Origin of the sequence: Saliniramus fredricksonii (assembly GCF_900094735.1) — a bacterium.
GTDB classification, from domain to species: domain Bacteria; phylum Pseudomonadota; class Alphaproteobacteria; order Rhizobiales; family Beijerinckiaceae; genus Saliniramus; species Saliniramus fredricksonii.
On sequence record NZ_FMBM01000002.1, the window covers coordinates 2158902 to 2182860 of the forward strand.

At 65.2% G+C, this 23959-nt stretch carries 20 protein-coding genes; 13 read left to right on the forward strand and 7 right to left on the reverse strand.

All coding sequences use genetic code 11. The features are described 5' to 3' along the window. Window positions 1–202: 202 nt before the first annotated feature. Together GA0071312_RS16305 and GA0071312_RS16310 are read right to left on the reverse strand one after the other, a co-directional pair. Window positions 203–2791, reverse strand: coding sequence for an ABC transporter permease (locus GA0071312_RS16305; protein WP_074445825.1), 2589 nt, complete (start codon window positions 2789–2791; stop codon window positions 203–205). Beyond that, entirely contained in the window at window positions 2791–3510 is a 720-nt protein-coding gene (locus GA0071312_RS16310; RefSeq protein ID WP_074445826.1) for an ABC transporter ATP-binding protein, read from the reverse strand. Before GA0071312_RS16310 ends, GA0071312_RS16305 begins: the two co-directional genes overlap by 1 nt. A gap of 190 nt (window positions 3511–3700) precedes the next feature. Here GA0071312_RS16310 and GA0071312_RS16315 point away from each other — a divergent pair, with 190 nt between their 5' ends. Together GA0071312_RS16315 and GA0071312_RS16320 are read left to right on the forward strand one after the other, a co-directional pair. After that, window positions 3701–4321 carry an arylesterase gene (locus tag GA0071312_RS16315; RefSeq protein WP_074446278.1) on the forward strand — a complete coding sequence of 207 codons (621 nt, stop codon included), beginning with the start codon at window positions 3701–3703 and terminating at the stop codon, window positions 4319–4321. A 98-nt stretch (window positions 4322–4419) separates the two neighbouring features. Continuing rightward, window positions 4420–5184 (forward strand): bestrophin-like domain, encoded by a 765-nt coding sequence (locus GA0071312_RS16320; RefSeq protein WP_074445827.1) that lies wholly within the window; start codon window positions 4420–4422, stop codon window positions 5182–5184. Window positions 5185–5224: 40 nt separating this feature from the next. Here the strand turns inward: GA0071312_RS16320 and GA0071312_RS16325 are convergent, their stop codons facing one another. After that, entirely contained in the window at window positions 5225–6043 is an 819-nt protein-coding gene (locus GA0071312_RS16325; RefSeq protein WP_083204630.1) for a DeoR/GlpR family DNA-binding transcription regulator, read from the reverse strand. A 152-nt stretch (window positions 6044–6195) separates the two neighbouring features. Between GA0071312_RS16325 and GA0071312_RS16330 the strand changes: the two genes are divergently transcribed. From GA0071312_RS16330 to GA0071312_RS16375, 10 genes are all read left to right on the forward strand, one after another. Continuing rightward, window positions 6196–6843, forward strand: coding sequence for a TIGR00725 family protein (locus GA0071312_RS16330; protein WP_074445829.1), 648 nt, complete (start codon window positions 6196–6198; stop codon window positions 6841–6843). A gap of 93 nt (window positions 6844–6936) precedes the next feature. Beyond that, window positions 6937–8130, forward strand: coding sequence for an ABC transporter ATP-binding protein (locus GA0071312_RS16335; protein ID WP_074445830.1), 1194 nt, complete (start codon window positions 6937–6939; stop codon window positions 8128–8130). Next, entirely contained in the window at window positions 8123–9076 is a 954-nt protein-coding gene (locus tag GA0071312_RS16340) for a carbohydrate ABC transporter permease (RefSeq protein ID WP_074445831.1), read from the forward strand. Before GA0071312_RS16335 ends, GA0071312_RS16340 begins: the two co-directional genes overlap by 8 nt. Next, window positions 9073–9915 (forward strand): carbohydrate ABC transporter permease, encoded by an 843-nt coding sequence (locus GA0071312_RS16345; RefSeq protein ID WP_074445832.1) that lies wholly within the window; start codon window positions 9073–9075, stop codon window positions 9913–9915. The genes GA0071312_RS16340 and GA0071312_RS16345 overlap by 4 nt, the downstream gene beginning before the upstream one ends. 48 nt (window positions 9916–9963) lie before the next feature. Further along, on the forward strand, window positions 9964–11232 hold the full coding sequence (locus GA0071312_RS16350) for an ABC transporter substrate-binding protein (protein WP_074445833.1): 1269 nt from the start codon (window positions 9964–9966) through the stop codon (window positions 11230–11232). Between the two features lie 157 nt (window positions 11233–11389). Further along, window positions 11390–12490, forward strand: a complete 1101-nt coding sequence (locus GA0071312_RS16355) for an ABC transporter ATP-binding protein (protein WP_083204631.1) — start codon at window positions 11390–11392, stop codon at window positions 12488–12490. Between the two features lie 37 nt (window positions 12491–12527). Then, window positions 12528–13823 (forward strand): ABC transporter substrate-binding protein, encoded by a 1296-nt coding sequence (locus GA0071312_RS16360; protein ID WP_074445834.1) that lies wholly within the window; start codon window positions 12528–12530, stop codon window positions 13821–13823. Window positions 13824–13913: 90 nt separating this feature from the next. After that, window positions 13914–14783, forward strand: a complete 870-nt coding sequence (locus GA0071312_RS16365; RefSeq protein ID WP_238947261.1) for a carbohydrate ABC transporter permease — start codon at window positions 13914–13916, stop codon at window positions 14781–14783. Then, window positions 14780–15610 carry a carbohydrate ABC transporter permease gene (locus GA0071312_RS16370; RefSeq protein WP_074445836.1) on the forward strand — a complete coding sequence of 277 codons (831 nt, stop codon included), beginning with the start codon at window positions 14780–14782 and terminating at the stop codon, window positions 15608–15610. The genes GA0071312_RS16365 and GA0071312_RS16370 overlap by 4 nt, the downstream gene beginning before the upstream one ends. Window positions 15611–15623: 13 nt before the next feature. Next, entirely contained in the window at window positions 15624–16442 is an 819-nt protein-coding gene (locus tag GA0071312_RS16375; RefSeq protein ID WP_074445837.1) for a sugar phosphate isomerase/epimerase family protein, read from the forward strand. A 29-nt stretch (window positions 16443–16471) separates the two neighbouring features. Here GA0071312_RS16375 and GA0071312_RS16380 read toward each other — a convergent pair whose 3' ends face one another. Next, window positions 16472–17980, reverse strand: a complete 1509-nt coding sequence (locus GA0071312_RS16380) for a pyruvate kinase (protein WP_238947262.1) — start codon at window positions 17978–17980, stop codon at window positions 16472–16474. A 126-nt stretch (window positions 17981–18106) separates the two neighbouring features. On the opposite strand from GA0071312_RS16380, the gene GA0071312_RS16385 reads away from it, so the two are divergent. Next, a complete protein-coding gene (locus GA0071312_RS16385) occupies window positions 18107–18937 on the forward strand; it encodes a metallophosphoesterase (protein ID WP_074445838.1) in 831 nt (276 codons plus the stop codon). Window positions 18938–18943: 6 nt separating this feature from the next. Here the strand turns inward: GA0071312_RS16385 and GA0071312_RS16390 are convergent, their stop codons facing one another. From GA0071312_RS16390 to GA0071312_RS16400, 3 genes are all read right to left on the reverse strand, one after another. Beyond that, a complete protein-coding gene (locus tag GA0071312_RS16390; RefSeq protein ID WP_074445839.1) occupies window positions 18944–20617 on the reverse strand; it encodes an ABC transporter permease in 1674 nt (557 codons plus the stop codon). 75 nt (window positions 20618–20692) lie between these two features. Further along, window positions 20693–21670: an ABC transporter substrate-binding protein gene (locus GA0071312_RS16395; RefSeq protein ID WP_074445840.1), complete on the reverse strand. Its 978-nt coding sequence runs from the start codon at window positions 21668–21670 to the stop codon at window positions 20693–20695. Between the two features lie 28 nt (window positions 21671–21698). Continuing rightward, complete coding sequence (locus GA0071312_RS16400; protein ID WP_074445841.1) at window positions 21699–22784, reverse strand: ABC transporter ATP-binding protein; 1086 nt, start codon at window positions 22782–22784, stop codon at window positions 21699–21701. Between the last annotated feature and the right edge of the window lie 1175 nt (window positions 22785–23959).

The window sequence follows — 23959 nt, forward strand, 5'->3', positions numbered from 1 at the left end:
AGGACCGGGATCGGTCCATCCAGACATGACGGCATTGGCCCGGCTCGCGCCGGAAGCGACGTTCTCTGGTAATATGGAAAATGTAACGCTCCCGCGCAAGGGTTTTCGGGTCGCAATCAGCGTGAATCGAAGATGAAAAACGCCGCAGCCCCGAATCGCGGTGGCATTATACGGTTTAATTCCGTAAAATCTGGCCTGCTGCCTACAAATTCCGCAGATAGCTCGCCGGCTTCTGGCTCAATATTCTCCATGTGCCCAGCAATCCCAGTGAAATCGTGACCCCGACCGCCAGCACCGCCGCACCCAGCGCCCCCTCCCAGACGAAGACGAATTCGAGCTGCATGATGCGCGTGACGATCACCCAGGCCGCGAGTCCGCCCGCAATCAGGCCGAAAATCGCGGTAACGAGGCCGAGCGCGCCGTATTCCAGCGCATAGGCGCCGAGCAGCCGGGAGCGGGTCGCTCCCAGGGTCTTGAGCACGACCGCGTCATAGAGCCGCGCCCGGTGTCCTGCCGCAAGCGCACCGGCGAGGACGAGCACGCTCGCCGCCACCGCGACACTCGATGCGCCCCGAATGGCGATGGCGAGCTGGCCGACGAGGTTGCTGACGGCTTCAAGTGCGTCGCGCACGCGCACGCTGGTAATCGTCGGGAAGGCCTGGCCGATATCACGCATCAGCGCCGGCTCGCGGGCGCGGTCTTCCTCATCCCCGAAAGTCAGCGTCGCGAGATGCATGTGGGGCGCGCCCGCAAAGGTGTTGGGCGAGAAGACCATGACGAAATTGATGCCCATGGAGCGCCACTCGATCTCGCGCAGATTGGCAATGCGCGCCTCGATATTGCGGCCCAGCACGTTCACGACGATCGAATCGCCGAGCCCGATTCCGAGCCCTTCGGCGATCTCCGCGTCGAAGGAGACGAGATTCTCGTCCGGCGTGTCGCCCCACCATGCGCCTTCGACGATGCGCGAACCCTCCGGCGGATCCTGCGCATAGGTGATGCCGCGATCGCCCTGCAGCACCCAGTTCACATCTTCCGGTGCATCGATCTCTTCCGCCGGCACCCCGCCCAGCGAGACGATACGCCCGCGCATCATCGGCACGCGCTCCAGCGTCCCGTCAGGCGCCGCGTCACGCATGAAGCTCTGGAAGGCTTCAACCTCCGCCGAGGGAATATCGACGAAGAAGAAGCTCGGCGCGTTCTGCGGCAGGTTCTCGGTGAGCTGGCGGCGCATGTTCGCGTCGATCAGGGCGATCGTCACGAGCAATGTCACGCCAAGCCCCAGCGACAGCACCAGCGAGGGCGTGAGCGCGCCGGGGCGATGGATATTGGCGAGCGCGAGACGCGGGCCGGCGCGGCGCGGCCGCGGCAGGCGGCGCGCCAGGGCCATCAGGCCGGCGGCGACGAGGCGCAGCAGCACGAAGGCGATGGCGATGGCGACGATGAAGATCGACGCCACGCGCGGTTCATAGGCAGCACCCAGTGACAGCGCGATCAACGCGCCCGCAGCGGCGAGCGCGACGGCAATGTAGCGCTTGCGCGGCCAGCGACGATCCCGGTCGATCTGGTCACGAAACAGGTGCGTCACCTCGATATCATGCACCCGGCCCAGCGGCAGGATGGCGAAGGCGAGCGCGATCAGCCCGCCATAAAGCGCGGCGATGCCGAGCTGGCTCCAGGCCAGTACCGGCGCGATCGGGATCGGCAGGACGTCGCGCAGGAGGAAGGCCGCAGCGAAGGGGATGGCGGCGCCGATGGCGAGACCGGCGAGGATGCCCAGCCCGGCGATTGTCATCACCTGCGTCAGATAGATTCCGACCACCTGCCCGCCCGGCGCACCGAGGCCCTTCAGGGTCGCGATCGAATCGCGCTTGCGATCGACGAAACCGCGCACCGCATTGGCCACGCCCACCCCGCCGACGATCAGGGCGGTGAGCCCTACAAGCGTCAGGAACTGCGCGAAACGCTCGATATTGCGCTGGAATTGCGGATCGGCATTGAGCCGCGAGCGCACACGCCAGCCAGCCTCGGGGGCCGCTTCGTGGATCGCCTCCTCGACGCGCGCGAGCAGCGCATCGTCGCCGGCCCCGCCGGGCAGCGCAATGCGATAGGTCCAGCGTACGAGACTGCCGGGCTGGATCAGCCCGCTCTCGCGCAGGGCCGGAACGGTCATCAGGAGGCGCGGGCCGAAACCGATCCCCTCGGCCACCTTGTCGGGCTCGGATTGCAGCGCGGCGCGGATCTCGAAACGCGACGTGCCGATGCGGATTTCGTCACCCGTCTCCAGATCGAGCCGCGACAGCAGCACCGGATCGGCGACGGCGCCGAAAACACCGTCACGCTCCGCCAGCAATTCCCCGATCGGCGCCTGCGGCGTGGTGGCAATCTCCCCGATCACCGGATAATCGGGGCCGACCGCCTTGATCTCGACCAGGGCCGAGCCGTTCTCATCCGCATGCGCCATGCCGCGCAGGGTGGCGATGGTGGAAATCTCGCCATAGCCTGCGAGCAGATCACGCTCGGCCGGTGTCGCCTCACGCTGGAGCAGCGAATAGGCCAGATCACCACCCAGAATGGTACGGCCCTCCCGTGCCATGCCTTCGGTCAACGCGCTCGAGAGCGAGGAGACGCCCGCGATCGCGGCGACGCCGAGCGCGATACAGCCGAGGAAAATGCCGAAACCGCGCAGGCCCGAACGCATTTCGCGCAAGGCCAGACGCAGAACCAGCGGCAGGCGCGCGGCGCGCCCTCCGCGCGGGGTATCGTCGGGCCGGGACAGGGTGCCGTGCATCAATCCGCCTCCCCGCGATCCGCCATCGTATTCCCCGCAGGTGTATCGGGTTCCTCGATCCGCCCCGACCGCAACCGCACCATCCGGTCGCAGGAGCGTGCCAGCGCGGTATCATGCGTGACGAGCACCAGCGTCGCGCCGCGATCGCGCTTGATGGCAAACAGCAGATCGACGATGGAACCGCCGGTGGTTTCGTCGAGATTGCCGGTGGGCTCATCTGCCACGATGATCGCGGGATCCGGGGCGATGGCGCGGGCAATCGCCACGCGCTGCTGCTCGCCGCCGGAAAGCTGGGCTGGATAATGGTTCAGCCGCTCGCCCAGCCCCACCGCGCGCAATTCCTTCTCCGCCCGCGCGAAGGCGTCGGGGCGGTCGGCGAGTTCGAGCGGCAGCGCGACATTCTCCAAAGCCGTCATGGTCGGTACGAGGTGAAACGACTGGAAGACGATGCCGATATTGCGACCGCGAAACCGCGCCAGCGCATCCTCGTCCATCCCTGCCAGATTCTGCCCGGCAATGGTGATACGCCCCGAATCAGGGCGCTCCAGCCCGGCCATGGTCATCAAAAGCGTCGATTTGCCCGAGCCCGAGGGTCCCACCAGCCCGATCGCCTCGCCCGCATCGACATCGAGCGAGATGCCCTTCAGGATATGCACGCGCGCAGCGCCCGAGCCGAGGGAGAGGTCGAGATTTTCGAGGGCGATGGCCTTGTCCGGCATGAACGGGGATCCAATCTGTCCTGGCAGGCGTTGTCTGACGTGCAGCGAAAAGCTGCACCCGTTGCGTTCTGATATGGGGGTTTACGCGTGATCTGCCAGTTCGGCCTTGTCGATGAACCGCTTCACAGCCGTTTTTTTTCGCATCTGCGCGAAATCCGCGCGGCGCGCGGCAGCCGGAGGGCTCGCCATCATGACGGTCGCCACCCTTGCCCTCGCGCCGGCGCGCGCCGGTGAGCCCATTACGCTCGTGGCTCTCGGCGATTCGCTTACCGCCGGCTACAATCTGCCTGCCAGCGAGGCTTTCCCGACCCGGCTCGAAACGGCGCTGCGCGATCGCGGTCACGATGTCACGATCGTCAATGCCGGCGTCTCGGGCGATACCGCATCCGGCGGGCGGGACCGGGTCGACTGGTCGGTCGAGGACGGCACCGACGGGGTGATTCTGGCACTGGGCGCCAACGACATGCTGCGCGGCCTCGATCCCTCCCGCACCCGCGACGCTCTGGACGCCACCATCACCCGCCTGCAAGAGCGCGACATTCCGGTTCTGCTCGCCGGGATGATGGCCGGGCGCAATCTCGGGCCGGAATATGCACAGGCCTTCGACGCGATCTATCCCGATCTCGCCGACGAGCACGACGTCATGCTCTATCCGTTCTTCCTCGACGGCGTGGCCGGCGAGGCCACCCTCAATCTCGATGACGGCATCCACCCCAACCGGGAAGGTGTCGCCGTCATGGTCGAACGCATGCTGCCGACGGTCGAGGCGTTCATCGAAACGATCAGGCAAGAGCGCGGATCGACCGGGTGATCGGACGGGGCGCTTCGTTCCCCGTCTTGCCGTCATCAGCGGTGCCTCTATGATGCAGGGCGTCGCGCCCCTGCTCAGCCACCCGATGCGGAATCCTCATGCTGGTCCAGGCCTTTTCGTTCGACAGTCTGATGCTGCTCGCGATCATCCTGATGGCCGGGGCGGTTTCATACGGATTTGCCCTCCTGATACTGAAGATCATGCATCGTCGGCTGAAGGGTGAAGGCGCACGCCTTCCCGTGCCGGCCTATTTCACCGCTGTCACCACAATCTGGGCGCTGATCTTCGGTTTCGTCGCAGCAGAAGTCTGGCAAACGAACAATCGCGCCGTCGAAGCCTCGCTCGCCGAACGCTCCTCAATCCAGCGGCTTTACGGCAGCGCGGCCGTCGAAGCGCTGGATCTGTTCACGTTGCGGGTGGGGCTTGCGGATTACGTCGCCGCCGTGACGGAAGACGAATGGGGCGCTGCGGCCAATGGCGAACCGCACCCACGCGCCGACGCAGCCGTGCAGGCCATTCGCCTCGCGCTGCTGGAGGTAGCCCGCACGGATATTCCCGAGCCCGTCATCGCCAAGATGGTCGTGGATTTCGACGAGTTGCAGGACGCGCGGGAATTGCGCCTCGCCATCGGCCAGCGCCATGTGGCGGAGCTGAAATGGGCACTGGTCGTGGTTCTGGCCCTGCTTTCACAGATAGCGATCGCATTCGTGCATCGCGACCGTCTGCGCGCCGGCAGGACCGCCATCGCGCTCTTCACGGTCGCCGCTTGCCTGAGTATCTGGCTCGTCGCCCTGCACGCCTCACCCTATGGTGGCGCAGTGCGTGTCTCTCCGGAGAATCTCACCGCGCTCTTGCGACCATAGCGTCGACCTTCAGGGCATCAGATCCGATGGCATGACCGGATCAGTCCGCTCCTTGCGTCTCGGGCAGACTTGTCTGAACGATGATACCCTGATCGCGTGCGGCCTCCATGAAGGCTGCCGGCGCAGGGGTGTCTGTCACCAGCCTGTCGAAGCTGCCCAGCGGAGCGATGGCAATCGGTGCGCAACGCGCAAACTTGCCGGCATCCATCGCCAGCAGCGCCATCCGGCTTCGCTTGATCACGAGACGCTTGAGGAAAATCTTCTGAAGATCGAAGTCCGTCGGCGCCCACGCATCGTCATAGCCAGAGGCTGCGATCACGCAGGTATCGAAGCGGTACTGCGACAGCGCATCCGCTGCCCCCGCACCAATGAGCGATCCATCAGCTCCACCGATCACGCCGCCGACCACATGGGTTTCGATCTGCCGCGCCCCGGAAAGCGCGATTGCAGCCGGCAGGCTCGCGGTCACGACACGCAACGGCATATCTTCCAGCGCGAGCGTTTGCGCGAGCGTCTCGGCCGTCGTACCGACATCGAGGAACACGGTCTCGTTTGCGCGCAGCTGCACCATGATCGCCTGCGCAATCCGCTGCTTGGCTTCGCGCGCGAGCGTCTTCTTTTCGCTGTAGTCGCGCCGCCTCGCCTTGTCGACGGCACCGGCGCCACCGTGGAAGCGTTCGACGAGACCGAGCCGATCGAGATGGATCACCTCCCGGCGTACGGTCTGTACCGAAACACCCAGAAGGGCGGCCAGCGCATCAAGCGTGGCGAAGCCGTGGCGGGCGATATGATCGTGGATTGCACGCTGCCGCGCGCTCAGCGAAACCGAAAGGGCGCTGCTCACAGTCGAAGGGGACATGGGCACTCCATCACTGCATCCGCCATACCAGATCGCAGATTTTTTTGGAAGAATATTTACACATTGAGCATGGCAACCTAGAACCGTCCGCAGGCTGCGCAGATGGCGCGGTGCGCTCGGTCGGATGGCGGATGATGACGAGGGACTACAGCATGGCGGAGCTATGGATCGACTCCGAGGGGGAAATTGTCTCAGGCGATGCCGTTTTCGACCCGTGGCGGTTCACCTGGGAAGACGGCGAGGCGCAAGAGCATCGGGAGCTGCGCGGAATAAACGCGCGCGACGCCCTGCGCCATCTGCATGAGACGGCGCCCATGCGCCGGCTGCCTGTCGGTGTGATCGGGCCACGGGAGGCGACCCACGGGCAATGCGCAATCGCCGAGACTCTGGGACGCGAACTCGCGAATCTGGGCCTGACACTGCTTTGCGGCGGCAAGGGCGGCGTGATGGAAGCCGTCTGTCGCGGGCATGCCGAGGCCGGAGGGTTGCCGATCGGCCTGCTGCCGGACGAGGATTGGCGCGCCGCGAACGACTACGTCGCCATTCCGATCGCCACCGGAATCGGCAATGCCCGCAATGCGATCATCGCGCGCGCCTGTTTCGCGATGATCGCCGTCGGTGGCGGATACGGGACATTGTCCGAAATCGCGTTCGGCCTGCATTACGGCCGTCTCGTGCTCACCCTCGACGCGGCCCCCGAGGTGGAGGGCGCAATCCGGTGCATCGATATCGACGAAGCGCTCGACCGCCTCGCCGCCCGGGTCTTCAGCCGTGAAACCGTCGCGATGCCGCCTGCATGAATGGTCACGGCCCTGTCATTAAACTATCATCAAGGGCTATTATGAACGTTTTCTATCAAACAGGCGCCGATCGGCGTATGGCGGAAAGCGTTCATGGCAGCTGTCACCCTGCAGGGAATCGAAAAGCGGTATGATGCCCACCAGGCCTTGAGCGGGATCGATCTCGAAGTCGCCGATGGCGAATTCGTGGCCCTGCTCGGCCCCTCCGGCTGTGGCAAGTCGACACTTCTGAAGATCATTGCCGGGCTGGATGCACAAAGCGCGGGCGCATTGCATATCGGATCACGCGCCCTGCACCACGAGCGCCCCTCCGAGCGCAACATCGCGATGGTGTTCCAGTCCTACGCGCTCTACCCGCATATGAGCGTCTACGAAAATCTCGCATTGCCGCTTGCGATGCGCGACCTTGCCGCATGGCAGCGCCTGCCGCTCGTCGGTCGCTTCACCCCCGGTTACCGCCGCCGTCGCGCCGCGATCGACCTGAGGGTCCGGGAAGCCGCGCGCATGCTCGGGCTCGAGCCCTTGCTCGATCGCAGGCCGGCGCAGCTCTCCGGCGGGCAGAAACAGCGTGTCGCGGTCGGGCGCGCGCTGATCCGGCATCCGGACGTCTTTCTGCTCGATGAGCCCTTGTCCAATCTCGATGCGAAGCTGCGCGGTCAGATGCGTGAGGAGATCGTCGCCGTGCATGCGCGCACGGGGGTCACCACGATCTATGTGACGCATGACCAGATCGAGGCGATGACCATGGCCGACCGGGTCGCCCTGATGATGGACGGTGTCATCCAGCAGGTCGCGCCGCCACGGGAGATCTACGCCGATCCCGTCAATCTGCGGGTGGCCGGCTTCATCGGTTCGCCACCGATCAACGCATTGCCGGCGCGGCTCGAGGATGCGCGCCTCGCGATCGGCACGCGTGCGATCACGCTACCGAACGCCGTCGCCATGTCCGGCAGCTGCATTTGCGGCATCCGCCCGGAGGCTCTGCAGATTGCCGATGCCGATACGGCACTCGTCGCCGGACGCATCACCCGGATCGAATTTCTGGGTGCGGAGGCCATCCTCTCGCTCGAACCGGATCTGCCGGGCCTCCCGGTGGTACAGATGCGTTGTCATCCCGAGGAAATCGATCACCTTGCAACCGGCGATACGATCAGCCTCACGGCACGGCCCGAAACCCTTCTGCTCTTCAATTCCGACGGCGCCCGCATCCGCTTCCAGGAGGCGCATGCCAGTCGGGATCAGCCCATGCCCGCCTTCCTGCCGCTGCGGAGTGAAGTCCATGGCTGATCGTGCGCCGGCGATATCTGCGGCACCTGCGAAACAAGCCGCGCCCCGGACCGGCCCCTCCCGCACAAAGGCGCCGCTGCGCGACCGTCTGACGGGGATTGCCCTTGCGACCCCGGCAACGGCCCTGATGCTGGCCCTGCTCATCGGGCCGACCCTCGCCGTCGGCTTTCTCTCGTTGACGGACTGGGGGTTCGGCGCACGCAGCTTCGCCTTCATCGGGCTCGACAATTATGCCGAGATGACCGGCGATCCGGTTTTCCGGCGGTCGCTGATCAACACGCTCGTCTATGTGGGCGTGGTGATGCCGGTCTCCGTGGCGCTGGCGCTCGGCGTGGCGCTGCTCATACAGGGTGGACGCTTCGGGCGCACCTTCTTCCGCACCGCCTATTTCCTGCCGGTCGCCTCGACGCTGGTCGCCATGGCGACGGTCTGGCAATTCATGCTCCACCCCAATCTCGGCCTGGTCAACGAGATGCTGCGCCTCGTCGGGCTGGCGGGCCCGAGCTGGCTGACGGACCGGGGTCTGGTCCTGTTCACCCTCGCCGGGATCGGGATCTGGGAGACGATCGGCTACAACATGATCCTCTTCCTCGCCGGCCTGATGGCGGTACCGGGGCATCTCTACGAGGCAGCCGAGGTCGATGGCGCGCACCGCCCGCTCGACAAGTTCCTCACCGTGACCTGGCCGATGCTCGGCCCGACCACGCTGTTTGTGATCGTGATCACCGCGATCCGCTCCTTCCGCGTCTTCGAATCGGTGGCCGTGCTCACCCAGGGCGGGCCCGGCAACGCCTCGCAGGTTCTGCTCTTCACCATGTATCGCGAGAGCTTCGTCTATTTCCGCGCCGGCTACGGCGCTGCGCTGACGATCGTCTTCCTCGCCTTCATCCTGATCCTGACACTCATCCAGATCCGCGTGATCGACCGCCGGGTGCATTACGCATGAGCGCGCGCCAGCTTCGCATGATCGCCCTGGAAGCGCTGCGGGTCCTCTTGCTCGGGGCCGGCGCCGTGGTGATGCTGGCGCCCTTCGTCTGGATGGTGGCGACGTCGCTCAAATCGCCCTCGGAAATCTTCGCCGCCGGGTTCAGCCTGTGGCCGGAGGATTTCAACGCGCTTGCGAACTATACCCGCGCCTTCACCGAGGTGCCGATGCTGCGCTTCCTGCTCAACGGCGTCATCGTCTGCACGGGCATCCTGTTCTTCCAGATCGTGACGGCGGTACCCTGCGCCTATGCTCTGGCGAAGCTCGGCTTTCGTGGAGGCACCATCGTCTTCGGCATGGTTCTCGTCGGGCTGATGATCCCCTCGCATGTCCCGGCGATCCCGCTCTATCTGACCTTCGCCAATCTGGGGCTGCTCAACACTTACTGGGCTCTGATCATTCCTTCTGCCGTTTCGGTCTTCGCGATCTTCCTGTTCCGGCAATTCTTCCGCAGCGTGCCGGATGATCTGATCAATGCCGCGCGGGTCGATGGATTGTCGGAATTCTCGATCGTCTGGCGCATCGTGGTGCCCACCGCCTGGCCGGCGATTACCGCCTTCTCGATCTTCTCCGTCGTCGCCAACTGGAACGACCTGTTCTGGCCGCTGATCGTGCTGACCGACACGGCGCTGGCGACACCGCCTCTTGGCATTCTCTTCTTCCGCGACCAGGAGGCCGGCTCCGATTACGGCGCCCTCATGGCCGGAACCACCATCATCACGGCTCCCCTCGTGATCGTCTTCCTGCTCGCGCAGAGGCGTTTCATCGAGGGCATCACCCTGAGCGGCGTCAAGGGCTGACCGCCAGGGCAACGCGTCGAAAGACAAGCCCAACCAGGAGGTTCACCAATGAAACGGTTTTCGACAAGCGTCGCTGCCGCAGCGCTGATCGCGGGCGCCTTCGCGCTCCCCGCCCAGGCGCAAGAGACCGAAATCGTCGTCCACTATGCCATGCCCGGCGTGTTCGGCGAGATCCAGGAAGAAATCGCTGCGCGCTTCATGGAAGAGAATCCGGATGTGCGCGTCACCTTCCGCTCACCCTCCGACAGCTACGAGGACGGTGTGCAGCGCGTTCTGCGCGAATCCATGAGCGGCGATACCCCCGATATCGTCTATGTCGGCCTCAACCGCATCCGCATCCTGGCCGAGCGCGAACTGGCCCAGCCGCTCGCGCCCTTCATCGAGGACCAGGAAGCCTTTGCCGAGGCGGGTTTCACGGAAAGCCTGCTCGGCCTTGGTCAGGTCCGGGGCGAGCAATACGGCCTCGCCTTCGCGGCCTCTACGCCCGTGGTCTACTACAATGCCGATCTCGTTGCCCAGGCCGGCGGCGACCCGGATTCCTTCCCCGACAACTGGGATGATCTGATTGCTCTGGGAGCGGATATCGACGCGCTCGGCGAGGATACCGACGGGATCTACTATCATTTCTGGGGCAGTGACTGGATGTGGCAGGCAGCGGTCGGCTCCTTTGGCGGCGAACTCATGGACGACGCCGAGGAAGAGGTTCTGTTCGACGATGAACGCGGCCACCGGGCGGCTGCCCTGCTGGCGCAGTTTCGCGAGGAGGCCGACATGCCGGCCTATGATCGCAGCGCGGCCCAGCAATCGTTCCAGGCCGGGCGGCTCGGCATCATGCTCGATTCCTCCGCATTCCTCGCCCGCCTCGAGGACGGCGTCGGCGATCGTTTCGATCTGCGCGTCGCATCCTTCCCCATCGCCGACCGTGAGAACGGCTGGCTTCCCACCGGCGGTTCCGGCGTCGTCATGCTCACCGATGATGAAGCCAGGCAGGAAGCCGCATGGCGCTACATGACTTTCGCCGCCGGCCCCGAGGGCGCAGCCATCGTGGTGCGCAATTCCGGTTACGCGCCCACGAACCAGCGTGCCGCCGATGATCCGCAATTCCTGGGTGACTTCTATGCGGAAAATCCCAACCATCAGGCCACGCGCGACCAGGTCGCCTTTCTCGGCCCCTGGTTCGCCTATCCCGGGGAACGTGGCGTGCGCGTGACCGATACGATCATGAGCAGCCTGCGTGATGTGCTCGACACCGATGCCGATCCGGCTGAGACGCTGGACGCATTGGCCGATACCGTGCGCGGCGAGTTGGCACGGTAAACCGTAGCGTCACGAACCGGCGTGCAGTGCTCGATCGACAAGGCTGCACGCCGGATGATTACGATTCGACATGCGCGATATCGGTAAGGTTGCAGGCGCCGGATGCGTTCGTCAAAGCGTCATGCAACTGTCATCCGGCTGGATTAGCGATTGAAAGATGACCTACGCAGCATCCGCCAGCACCTTCGATCAGACGCGCCCGCCAAGTGACGCAGGGGAAGCATCACCCCTGCCCGCAGGGCTGAGCCTGCATCAGGTCAGCCGTCGGTTCGACAGTGCCGTCGCGCTCGACGATGTTGCGGTCAGTCTTCCCGAAGGCCGGTTTTCCGTGCTGCTCGGGCCTTCCGGCTGCGGGAAATCCACGCTGCTGCGCCTGATCGCCGGGCTCGACACGCCGACATCCGGCGTGATCCGCCTCGCCGGCCGCGACATTACCCGGCTGCCACCGGCGGAGCGCGATCTGTCGATGGTGTTCCAGTCCTATGCGCTGTTCCCGCATCTGAACGTCGCCGAGAACATCCTATTCGGTCTGTCGGTACGACGGGTGCGCAAGGCCGAGCAGAGGCAGCGCCTCGAGCGGGTGGCGCGGATGATGGGCCTGTGGGAGCTGCTCGATCGCCGGCCTTCGCAGCTCTCGGGCGGGCAGCAGCAGCGTGTGGCGCTCGCCCGCGCCGTGATTTCCGAGCGCCCCGTCTGCCTGATGGACGAGCCTTTATCCAATCTCGACGCCAAGCTGCGCGCGGAAATGCGCGTCGAGATCCGGGCCCTGCAAAAGCGCCTCGGCCTCACCATGGTCTATGTCACGCATGACCAGGTCGAGGCGATGACCATGGCCGATCATATCGTCGTTCTCGACAAGGGGCGCGTGCAGCAGGTCGCCACGCCGCGCGAGCTCTATGCCGCGCCGGCGAACACGTTCTGCGCGCGCTTCATCGGCACGCCGCCGATGAACCTGATCCCGGCCCATGCGCTTGCAGGGCAGCGCGCGCTGCCGGAAGGCAGCATGCTCGGGATCAGGCCGGAAGATATCGCGATCGGCGCAAACGGCGTGCCGGCGCGCCTGGCGGATATCGAATATCTCGGCGCCGATCAACTCGCCACATTCGAGATCGGGCCCGAAACCGCACCGACCCGCCTTCACGCCCGCCTGCCGGCCCGGGAAGCACTCGGCGATACCGGACTGCATCTGCGCTGGCATACGGAAGCCGAACATCTGTTCGGCGCCGACGGCCAGCGGATCACCTCGTTCACCCAATGAACCGTCTCACCCAGCAACTCATCCAGGGAATGCACTGATGACACGCCTGATGAAAACCCGCCTCCTCGCTGCGGCCTCGATCTTCGCCAGCGCAGCCATGCTGCCGGCGAGCGCCTCCGCCGTCGACCTCGAATTCTACTTCCCCGTCGCTGTCGGCGGTGATGCCGCCGGTATCATCGAAGGGATGACCAGCGCCTATATGGAAGAAAATCCCGGCGTCACCATCAACGCGATCTATACCGGCAGCTATGCCGATACCACGACGCGGGCGATCACGGCGGCGCGCGGTGGCAATCCGCCCCAGCTCGCCATTCTGCTTTCCGTCGACATGTTCGCGCTGATCGACGAGGACATCATCCTGCCCTGGGACGATTTCGTCACCGAAGAAGAGCAGGAGAACTGGATCGGCGGGTTCTACGATTCCTTCATGCGCAACAGCCAGACCGGTGGCCAGACCTGGGGCATCCCCTTCCAGCGCTCCACGCCGGTGATGTATTACAACAAGGAAGCCTTTGCCGCTGCCGGCCTCGATCCCGAGACCCCGCCCGCGACCTGGGACGAAATGGTCGAGATGGGTCGCGAGCTGACCCTGCGCGACGACAGCGGCAACGTCACCCAATGGGGCGTGCGCATTCCGTCATCCGGCTTCCCCTCCTGGCTGTTTACCGGTCTCGTCGCCTCCAACGGGCAGGACGGTCTGGCCAATGACGCGGGCACCGAGGTCTATTTCGACACGCCGGAAGTGATCGGCGCGCTCGAATATCTGGTCTCGCTGGCCGATGAGCACGAGATCATGGCGCCGGGCATTCTCGACTGGGGTGCGACGCCGCGTGCCTTCATGGATGGCGAGAGCGCCATCGCCTGGACGACGACGGGCAACCTCACCAATATCCGCAGCAATGCCCCCTTCGATTTCGGTGTCGCGATGCTGCCGGCCAATGTCCGTCGCGGCGCGCCCACCGGCGGCGGCAATTTCTACCTCTTCGAAGGTTCCAGCGACGAACAGCTCCAGGCGGCGGTCGATTTCGTGAAATGGGCCACGGCGCCGGAGCAGGCGGCCAGCTGGTCGATCGATACAGGCTATGTCGCGCCGCGCCCCGATACCTGGGAAACGGATGCGATGCGCGCCTATGCCGAGGAGGTCCCCGGCGCCCTCGTCGCGCGTGACCAGCTCGAATTCGCCGTTCCCGAGCTCTCGACCTTCGAGGGGCCGCGCATCACGCAGATCATCAACGATGCCATCGCTGCCGCGATCGTGGGCGACATGACACCGGCAGATGCGATGGCCGATGCGCAGAGCCAGGCGGATGCGATTCTCGCCGCCTATCGCTGATACCAGCCTGACGTAGACGATCGGGCGGCCGCCAGGGCCGCCCGAAATCTTTCTGCGCCCCTCAGAGAAACCATGCGTCCCGGAGAACCCATGCGCCGCGAATGGATCCATGCCGGATTGCTGCTTGCGCCCGCGCTCGTGCTGCTCTTCGCCTTCACGCATCTGCCGGCGGTCCAGACGGTGATCGACAGCTTTTTCTCGACGGCGCGGGGCCGCAGGCCGTCCGTCTTCGTGGGGCTGGCCAATTACGAGCGCCTTCTGGCCGATGCGACCTTCATGCGGGCCATGGTCAACAATGCCATCTATGCCGCGATCACGATCCCCGTCTCGATCGGCCTCGCCCTCGCCATGGCCCTGTTCGTGCACCGGCACATTGCCGGGCGGGCCTTCCTGCGCATGGCCTATTTCACGCCGACGGTGCTGCCGCTGATCGCGGTGGCGAATATCTGGCTGTTCTTCTTCCTGCCCGGATTCGGCCTGTTCGAACAGCTGAGGGGGCTGATCGGCCTGAGCCCGCGCAACTGGGTGGGTTCGCCCGACAGCGCACTCTATGCCGTGATGATGGTCACGATCTGGAATCAGGCGGGTTTCTTCATGATCTTCTATCTCGCCGCATTGCAGACCATCCCCGATTCCCTGCGTGAGGCGGCGGCAATCGAGGGCACGCCGCGCTGGGTTTTCTTCCGGCGCGTGATCTGGCCGCTGTTGATGCCGACCACGCTCTTCCTCTCGGTCAATGCCACGATCAACGCGTTTCGCATGATCGACCATGTCTTCGTCATGACCCAGGGCGGGCCCAACAATGCCTCGATGCTGTTGCTCTACTACATCTACGAGCAGGGTTTCCGCTTCTGGGATTCGGCCTATGCCGCCACCCTGACCGTGGTGATGGTGGTGATCCTGGCAATCGTCGGAATCGGCCAGTTCTTCCTCATGGACCGGCGGGTGCACTACAAATGAGCACGCTCGTCGTCACACAGACCCGCTTCGACCGCGCCCTGTTCGTCGCCGGCGCCTGGGCGCTCGCGCTCGTCTGGATCCTGCCGCTCGCCTATGCGATCTGGACGGCGATCCATCCCAGCGCCTACGAGACGCGTTTCGTGCTGCTCGCGCCCCTGACCTTCGAGAACTTCACCCGCGCCTGGAACGCGGCGCCGTTCGCGCGCTATTTCCTGAATACCATCATGCTGGTGAGCATGATCCTCGCTGCCCAGCTGATCCTGTGCATCCATGCGGCCTTCGCCTTCGCAAGGCTGGAATTTCCTGGCAAGAATATCCTCTTCGCCCTGGTTCTGGTGCAGCTGATGGTGATGCCTGACATCCTGCTGGTGCGCAATTACGCCACCATGGCGCAGCTCGGGCTGGTCGATACCATCCTGGCGATCGGCCTGCCCTATTTCGCCAGCGGCTTCGCCATCTTCCTCCTGCGCCAGACCTTCAAGACGATCCCGAAGGAGCTCGACGAGGCGGCTCGCATCGAGGGGTGCTCGCTGATCGGCCTGATCTGGCGGGTCTATGTGCCGCTGGCCAAACCCACGATCCTCGCCTTCGCCCTTGTCTCGGTGAGCCATCACTGGAACAACTTCATCTGGCCACTGATCATCACCTCCTCGGTGGAGACGCGCCCGCTCACCGTGGGCCTGTCGATCTTCTCGACCACCGATAGCGGCATCGAATGGTCCGTGATCACGGCGGCGACGCTGATCACCTCCGGGCCCCTGCTGATCGGTTTCCTGCTCTTCCAGCGCCAGTTCGTGCAGAGCTTCATGCGCGCCGGCATCAAATAGAAAGGATCCCTCCATGACCCTGCCCCGCCTTGGCGCCGCCGTGACGCTGGACAGCTTCGACATTCTGCGCGACTGGATCTGCGAGAGCGACCGCACCATCGAGATCCAGGATTTCGTTCATCCCTCCGTGATCGGCGCCGATCATTCCGGCCTGATCGCGCAATGGCGCGAGCGGCTGGAAGGTCATCGCGGGCTGCGGGGGATCCACGGGCCCTTCTTCAGCCTCGACATCGCCGCGCCCGACCCGGCCATCCGGGCCGTCGTGCAAGAGCGCCTGATGGCCGGGCTCGACGTGGCCGGCGCGCTGGGTGCGACGCATATGGTGATCCACAGCCCCTTCACCTTCTGGCACACGCTGAACTACGCCAATTACGCCTTCCTGCGCGGCGTCCTGTTCGAGGGTGCAGCCGAATGCCTCGCACCGGTTCTGGCCCGTGCTGCGGAGATCGATTGCACGGTCATGCTGGAGAATATCGACGATACCGACCCGCGTGACCGCACGGAACTCGTCGCCATGATCGAGCATCCCAATCTGATGGTCTCCCTCGATACCGGCCATGCCGAACTCGCCCACGGGCGCTACGGCGCCCCGCCCGTCGTCGATTTCATCGCTGCCTCCGCCGCGCGTCTCGGCCATGTGCATCTGCAGGATGCCGACGGCTATGCCGACCGGCACTGGCATCCCGGCGACGGCGTGATTCCGTGGCGTCCGGTCTTCTCCGCGCTCAGAGCCTGCCCGCAGAATCCGCGCCTCATCCTGGAAGTGCAAGGTGATCACGCGCGCCTGCCCGAGACGGTCTCGCGGCTCGAGCAGCGCGGCCTCGCCTGCTGAGAATCCGTCGGCGGGCCGTTACCGCATGATCACCACGCGGTCAGGGCCCGCAGGGTCGGTGTCTTCTTGAAGGCGTGATCTTCCATGCGACCGAGCAGGCGGTCGAGCAGGGCGACCGCCTCGCCGATTGCCGGCCCCTTGTTGAGCATGACGCATTCGGCGCGCGCGGCCATCGCCGCATCGGTCATCTCGCCGCGCGAGGGCACACCGTCCTTGACGAGCCCTTCGAGGACCTGTGTCGCCCAGATCACGGGAACGCCGGCGGCTTCGCAGATCCACAGGATCTCTTCCTGCATTTCCGCCATGCGCTCGAAACCGAGCTCCGCCGCGAGATCGCCGCGCGCGATCATCACGCCGAAAGGCCCGCGCGGCATGGCGCGGGCGATCAGATCCGGCAGATTTTTCACCGCATCGGGCCGCTCGATCTTGGCCACGAGACCCAGCGGTGCATCCGCGCGGGGATAGCGGGCGAGCGCGGCATCGAGCAGATCGATGTCTTCCGGGCGGCTGACGAAGGAATAGCCGACCATGTCGGCACAGGCGATGACGGTGGCGATATCCGCCTCGTCCTTGGCGGTGAGCGGCGCCAGCCCGAGGCTGGTATCGGGGCAGTTGAGGCCCTTTTCCGGCTTGATCCGGCTGCCTTTCGGCCTGGCCCGGACGACCCGGATGACCGCTTCGCCGTCTTCGGCATGCTCCACGATCCCGCCGATCTTGCCATCATCGTAGGAGACCCGGTCGCCAACACGCAGCCGCGTGACGATTTCCGGCGCGCTGACCCCGGCGGCGACGGCGATGCCATCGCCGGTATGGGGCGCGCCATGCGCCACCAGCCGGAAACGCGCGCCCGGGAACAGGCGGGCATCGGCCGGATCGCAAATAACCGCCTCCGTACGCAGTTTCGGCCCGGCAATATCCATCAGAACCTGCAGGTCCCGCCCCACCGCAAGACCCGCCTTGCGCACGTTCCCGACCATGGCGCGCCAGCCTTGCGCATCATCATGAGCGCAGTTGATGCGCGCAACATCCATACCGGCGCGCGCCAGCGCCATGACGAGATCGGCATCCTGCGCGGCCTGGCTCGGCAAGGTCACCATGATCCGGTTGCGACGATGCGGCCGCGGCGCGCCGAACAGGGTATCGGTCGCCTGATTGAGGCGCATTTCCCCGGCAAAGAAGCTCTGCTCGTCCGGAGCTGCCGTCAGGCAGGTCTTGCCGGCCAGGGCGTGCAGGGCAGCGATCACGGCATCGAGCGTCGGCATGACCCGGCTCTCGGCACGGCCGAGCGACGACAATCCCAGCCGCATCAACCGCCGTTGCAGCGGGCGGATATCGTGGTGGCGCAGGACCAGATAATGCGCGAGATTGGTCAAGGCGGGATGCGCACCGCCCGCACGGGCTTCGAAGCGGGCCAGGAGTGGCGCGGCATCATGCAGGATCGTTGCGCGCAACTGTTCGAGCTCGGCCAGCAGCGCCGCAGCCTCCGGGGATCTCACCGGCATCGCATCATCGGCCCCCGGCATCACTGGCTTGTCCATCCCGACTTTCCCTTGACGAAATTCCCGGCGAGCAAAACGCTGTTTCATGAAGCTTTCACGACAATGCGCCCATGTCCTGTCGCGGATGGGGTTTTTCCGAATCGGAAACGACGAAAGAGGCGGTTCATGATCATCGTGCAACTGAGTGATCTGCATCTGCGCGCGGACGGCTGCTATCCCCGGCACGATCCCGGCGACACGCTGGCAACGGCTATCGCGGTGATCAACCGCATGCGCCCCCGCCCGGATGCCGTACTCTTCACCGGCGACATGCTCGATCGCAGCACCCGCGATTACGGTCTTGTGCGCCCGATGCTCGACAGGCTCGACGTGCCGCTTCTGCCGCTGCCGGGCAATCATGATGACTTGGAGGCGTTTTGTGCCGCCTTTGCGGATCGTCGCGCCTGCGCGCCGGGCAAGGCGGATCTTGCACATGCCTGCTCCGACGGGCTCGTCATCGGCCTCGACAGCAACGGACCGGACGGCGGCGCCGCCATCGAGGCCGCGCAATGCGAATGGCTCGAAGCCGTTCTGCGCGACAGCGCCGGCCCGGTCCTGATCGGCCTGCACCATCCGCCCTTCAGGACCGGGATGCCGCGTTACGACGATGCACCCTTCCCCGGTGCGGATGCCGTGATGCGGCTGCTTGCAAGGCATGCCGCGCGGGTGCGTCTGGTGGCGGGCCACACGCATCGGTCGGTCCAGGGTGTCGTCAATGGCATCGCGGTGAGCACGGCCCCGCCTCTGGGCTATACACTGGCTCTGGCGCTCGTGCCCGATGCCCCCCACGCCCATACGCCCGAAGCACCTGCCATGCAGATCCATCACCTCGATGGGCATGGTGCCGTGACGCATACGCTCGCCCTCGCCCCGCGTGACCCTGTCGAGCGCATGACGCGACCGGATGAGGTGAGCGACCTTGACGCAAAGGCACGCGCGCGGATCATCGCACCCTGACCGGCATCAGCCGGTAAAGGCGTTGCCGCCCCGGCGCGCCAGCCAGAGGTTGACAGCGAGCAGGATTCCCGAGGTGATCGTGATGGCGATCACGCTCATCGCCATGCCGGTCTGAACAGAGCCCTGCTCGAATTGCGCAAAGACGAAGGTCCCCACCGTGCGCATGCCGGCCGGCGCCAGCATGATCGAGGCGACGAGTTCACGTGACGCGATGGCGAAGACCAGCATCATCGCCGCGATCAGTGAAGGAGCCATGAGTGGCAGGGTGATATGGCGCATGGCCCGCCCCCGGCTGGCGCCCGCCACACGCGCTGCATCATCGAGCGAACCGCTGATCTGACGCAGCCGGGCCACGGCATAACGTATCGGATAGGGCAGCAGAATGCCGATATAGGCCACGAGCAGGATCGCCGCCGTGCCATAGAGCGTGATCGGCAGGAACGGGCTGTTCCAGGCCAGAATTACGCCGACGGCCAGCACGATCGCCGGGATCGCATTGGGCAGGACCGACAGGCCGTCCATCACGGCCCGCCCGCGCCCCGTCCCGCGCACCACGATATAGGCCACAATGCCGCCGATCGCCGCTGTGGCGAGCGCCGTCAGCAGCGCGAGCCAGCCGCTCGTCATCAGAGCCTGCGCGGCACGGGAACCCGGCGCGACGAGCGGGGTGTAGTGGCGCAGGTCGAGATTGCTCCAGCTGAGCCCGCCGGAAATCGTTCCCAGAAGCGACGTCACGCTGATCGCCGCGAGCGGGATCACCACGCCGATCAACGCCACCAGCCAGAACAGGCCCAGAACCGGCCAGCGCCATGTGCCGAGCCGCGCCTTCTCGATATCGGCGGGCTTGCCGCCCTGGCTGATATAGGAGCGGCGCGTGGCGATCCAGTTCTGCAGGATGAAGGCCGCGAGCACCAGCGCCATCAGCATCACCGAGCCGAGGGCCGCCCCCGACAGATCGATCGGCCAGTCGGAAAGGCGGGTGTAGATACCCGTCACCAGCACTTCGAAACCCGTGCGCGCGGCGAGCGCCGCCGGGGTGCCGAATTCCTCGATCGACATGGCGAAGACGATCAGCAGGCTCGCTGCGATCGCCGGGATGCTCAGCGGCAGGGTGATGATGAAGAAAGCCCGCCAGGGCCCGGCTCCATGCACCCGCGCCGCAGCGGCAAAGCGTCCACCGACGGCTTCGAAGGCGCGTGAAACGGCGAAATACACAAGCGGAAACAGATTGAGCGTCATCACGAAGGCGACACCGACGAAGCTGAAGAGGAAGCCGCCGAGATCGATGCCCGTCAGCTGTTCCAGATAGCCGCGCGGCTGCAGCGTCATCATCCAGGCGATCGCCGCGATGAAGGGCGGGATCAGGAACGGCACGAGGAAGATGACATCCCAGATGCGTGCGCCGGGAACGTCATAGAGCCCGCGCAGGATGCCGATCGGCAGGCCGAAGATCAGGCAGCCGATGATGACCACGAAGGCGAGCATGAGCGTATTGCGCGCCTGGGTCAGCAGCCGCTCGTTCTCGGTGATCAGGGCGAGCTTGGAAAACGGCCCCGCAAAGGAGCCGCGCGCGAATTCGGGGAAAATCGCCTGCAGCAGAATGAACAGAACCGGCAGACCGACCAGCACGATCAGCGCCAGCGCCGCCGCTGCCGTGAGGAAGGATGCGGGTTTCGGCATGCCGTTTATCTGCCATCAAAAGAGAAAGGTCCCCGGCAGGGCATGCCGGGGACCGGGAAGCGGGAACGAGAACGATCAGCGCGCCATCACGGTTTCGTTGAAGCGCGCGATCATCTCGTCGCGCCGTGCAGAGACGGCATCGGCATCGACGTCAATGATGGTCAGGTCATTGATACCCGGACGACGGCCCTCGACATCCGTCCGCGCCGGCATCAGGAAGGTCTCGGCAACGAGCGCCTGCCCCGCATCGGAAAGCACGAAATCGACGAAGGCCTTTGCCTCATCCGGATTCTGCGCCGATTCGAGGATCATGATCGGACGCGGGGCGATCACGGTGCCGCTCTCCGGCGAGATCACCTCGATGGTCTCGCCGCTCGCGGCACGTCCATAGCTGATGTAATCGACGGCGCCGAAGACGACGGCCTTGGCGCCCTGCAGGACCGGATTGAGCGCCGCCGCGTTCGGACCGGGCACGATCATGCCGTTTTCGGCGAGATCTCCCAGCAAAGTCCAGGCTTCTTCGCCCATCGCGGCTTCGAGCCCGGCGACGAGATCGAAAGCCGAGCCGGATTGCGACGGATCGGGCATGGTGACGAGATCGCGATAGGCCTCGTCCGCGAGATCAGCCCATTCGTTCGGTCGCGGTGTGCCGCTCTGCGTATTCCAGGCGATCGCCAGAGCCGAGACACCCTGCGCCACGTAATGGCTGTCCTTCAGGAAATCGGGAACCATTTCGGCATTGGGCGAGACATATTCCATCAGGAGGCCGCGCTCGTGCATGTCCTGCGCCGAACCCCAGCTCGCCGAGACCACGACATCCGCCTGCGGATTGGCTTCCTCCGCCTCGAGACGGGCCATCACCTGCCCGGTCGTGGCCTGGAATACGTTGACGGCAATACCGGTTTCGGCGGTGAAGGCTTCAGCCAGCGCATCGGCGAGACCACCGGGGCCGGCGGTGTAGAAGGTCAGTGTATCGGCCTGAACCGTCTGCGCCGCAAAGCCGAGCGTTGCGGCAAGGCTGACTGAGGCGGCGAGCATGAATCTGCGGATCATGGGAGGTTTCCTTTTGTGAGTGGTTGGTTCACGCATGCGCAAACAGACGCAGGCGCGTGGCGTTCAGAGCGAGACTGATCATCTCACCCTGAGCGACCGGACTATCGGAAGGGCAGACGAGGCTGCGATCGCCCTCGCCGAAATCGAGATGCAGCAGGTAGCGATCGCCCTGAAACTGGCAGCGTGCCACGCGCGCCTTGAGCGGCCCGTGATCGGACCTGGCAATCGCCGTGCGCGGGATCAGCAACCGGGCCGGCCCGTCCGCATGGTCTTCGCCCGGCGCGGTGACGCGCACCATCCGCCCGTGACAGCGGAATTCGCGGGCGCGGATTTCGCCGTCGATCAGCGCGCCGATATTGAGAAACTGTGCGACCTCGGGCGTCGCCGGATCCGAAAACAACGCCTCCGGCGTCGCGATCTGGGCAATCTCGCCACCCAGCATCACGGCCACACGATTGGCGATGGTGAAGGCTTCCGCCTGATCATGGGTGACGTAGACCGCCGACAGGTTCAACTCGCGCAGCAACGTACCCATTTCCAGCGCAAGGCTCTCGCGCAACTCGCGATCCAGATTCGACAAAGGCTCGTCGAACAGAACGAGGGGTGGCTCGGCGACGATCGCGCGTGCGAGCGCCACACGCTGCTGCTGCCCGCCCGAAAGCGTACCCGGAAAGCGCTCTGCCATATCGGCGAGCCCGACCCGTGCGAGCGCGTCATGCGCACGTTTGTTACGCTCGGCCTTGGGGAGGCCGCGCATGCGCAGGGGGAAAGCCACATTGGCGAGCGTGTTCAGATGCGGCCAGAGGGCATAATCCTGAAACACCATGCCTATGCCGCGCGCCTCCGGCGCAAGCGCATGATGCGCACCATCCGCGACGAGCTGACCCGCGATACGCATCCGCCCCGCAGACGGTGCGAGCAGTCCGGCAGCGATGCGCAGGAGCGTGGTCTTGCCACAGCCTGACGGGCCGAGCAAAGCCACGACTTCGCCCGGTGCGATGCGCAGATCGATGCCCTTGAGGATCGGCGTCGTCGCGAAGGTCTTGCCGATTCCGATCGCTTCGAGGGCCGGCTCCCCACGTCCGGAATGCGTTTCGCCGGTTTTCATATCCATAACCGCTCACCTGCACAGCCTATCCAGCGCCCGGCTAACTATCCGGATTTTGCTACAAGCATATGACATGACGAAGCGTCACGTGCGCCGTCGGCGCGTCTGGACCCGGCGCGTCGCCGGGCGCACGGGTCGACGCACGGGAAAGAGCCATGGCGATGGCAGCACGCCTCTTGTCGCGATCGAAGCGCAGCACGTCCCGCATCACATCGCTCGATACACCCACAGCGGCAATATCGAAGGTCGCGATGCCGCGCCATGGCAGATGCCGCTGCGACACCCGGCACACCGCCAAAGCTAGCGCAGCGCGGCGCGTGAGCGTATCCCAACACAGATCGCGCGCGCGGCTCACGCCCGTAAGCAGGGATGGCAGGGCAGAACCGCCCGCCGATAGTGAAGGCGACGACGCGGGCATTCCACAATCGGCAACTGACAGGGCAGACGCGCAAACGCCGACCCGGGAGGGCGGCCCAGGCAGGTGCATCCCCTGATGGTCTGGCTTCTCAATGAGGCGGGTGATCGTGGAGGCACTCGAAATGACCGGCATGCGAAGTCGGCTCACCGTCGAGGACGGTGCAATCGGTGAAGCGGGTGTGAGCCCTCGCGTATTCTTCCGGGCCAGCGCGCCGCATGACCAGTTGCTGCCACGGGCAAGTGCAGCCGGCCATCACGGAGGAGCAGGAAGGAAGCGGCGGGGCTGCGTGAGGGGCTACCCTGAAAGTCATCCCCTTCTTTGGTGCTTGGGCCTTCCGGGGCAGGCGGATAACGGGGCTGGAAGCTGGTCCGCGCCCTTTGGACTTCAGGACGCTGGGTACTGCCACGCTGGCAGGATCGCTGGCGGCAATGGATGCGGTGACCATGCGAGCCCGCGTGGCGGAACTGGGCACGGTCCTCGCGAAGGCTTGCGGAGCCAAGAGTGCAGTAAAAATTCATCGCACAACTGGATGGACAGGTACTGTGTCGGAAAATGCAGGAAGGGGTGATGTCACCGCACTTCGGGTTTGGGGCCGGCAAGAGACCGGCGGCGCTGGACGAAACAGCGAGCAAGCCACCGTTAACGATCAGCTTGCTCAGGCCCGCCGCTGACGCGATCGCCGAACGGGAAGTGAATCGCGCACGTGCGAACAGAGGCCGGTTCCGGAACAGATCTGCGCCCCCCCACCCGGCGGCGAGCTATA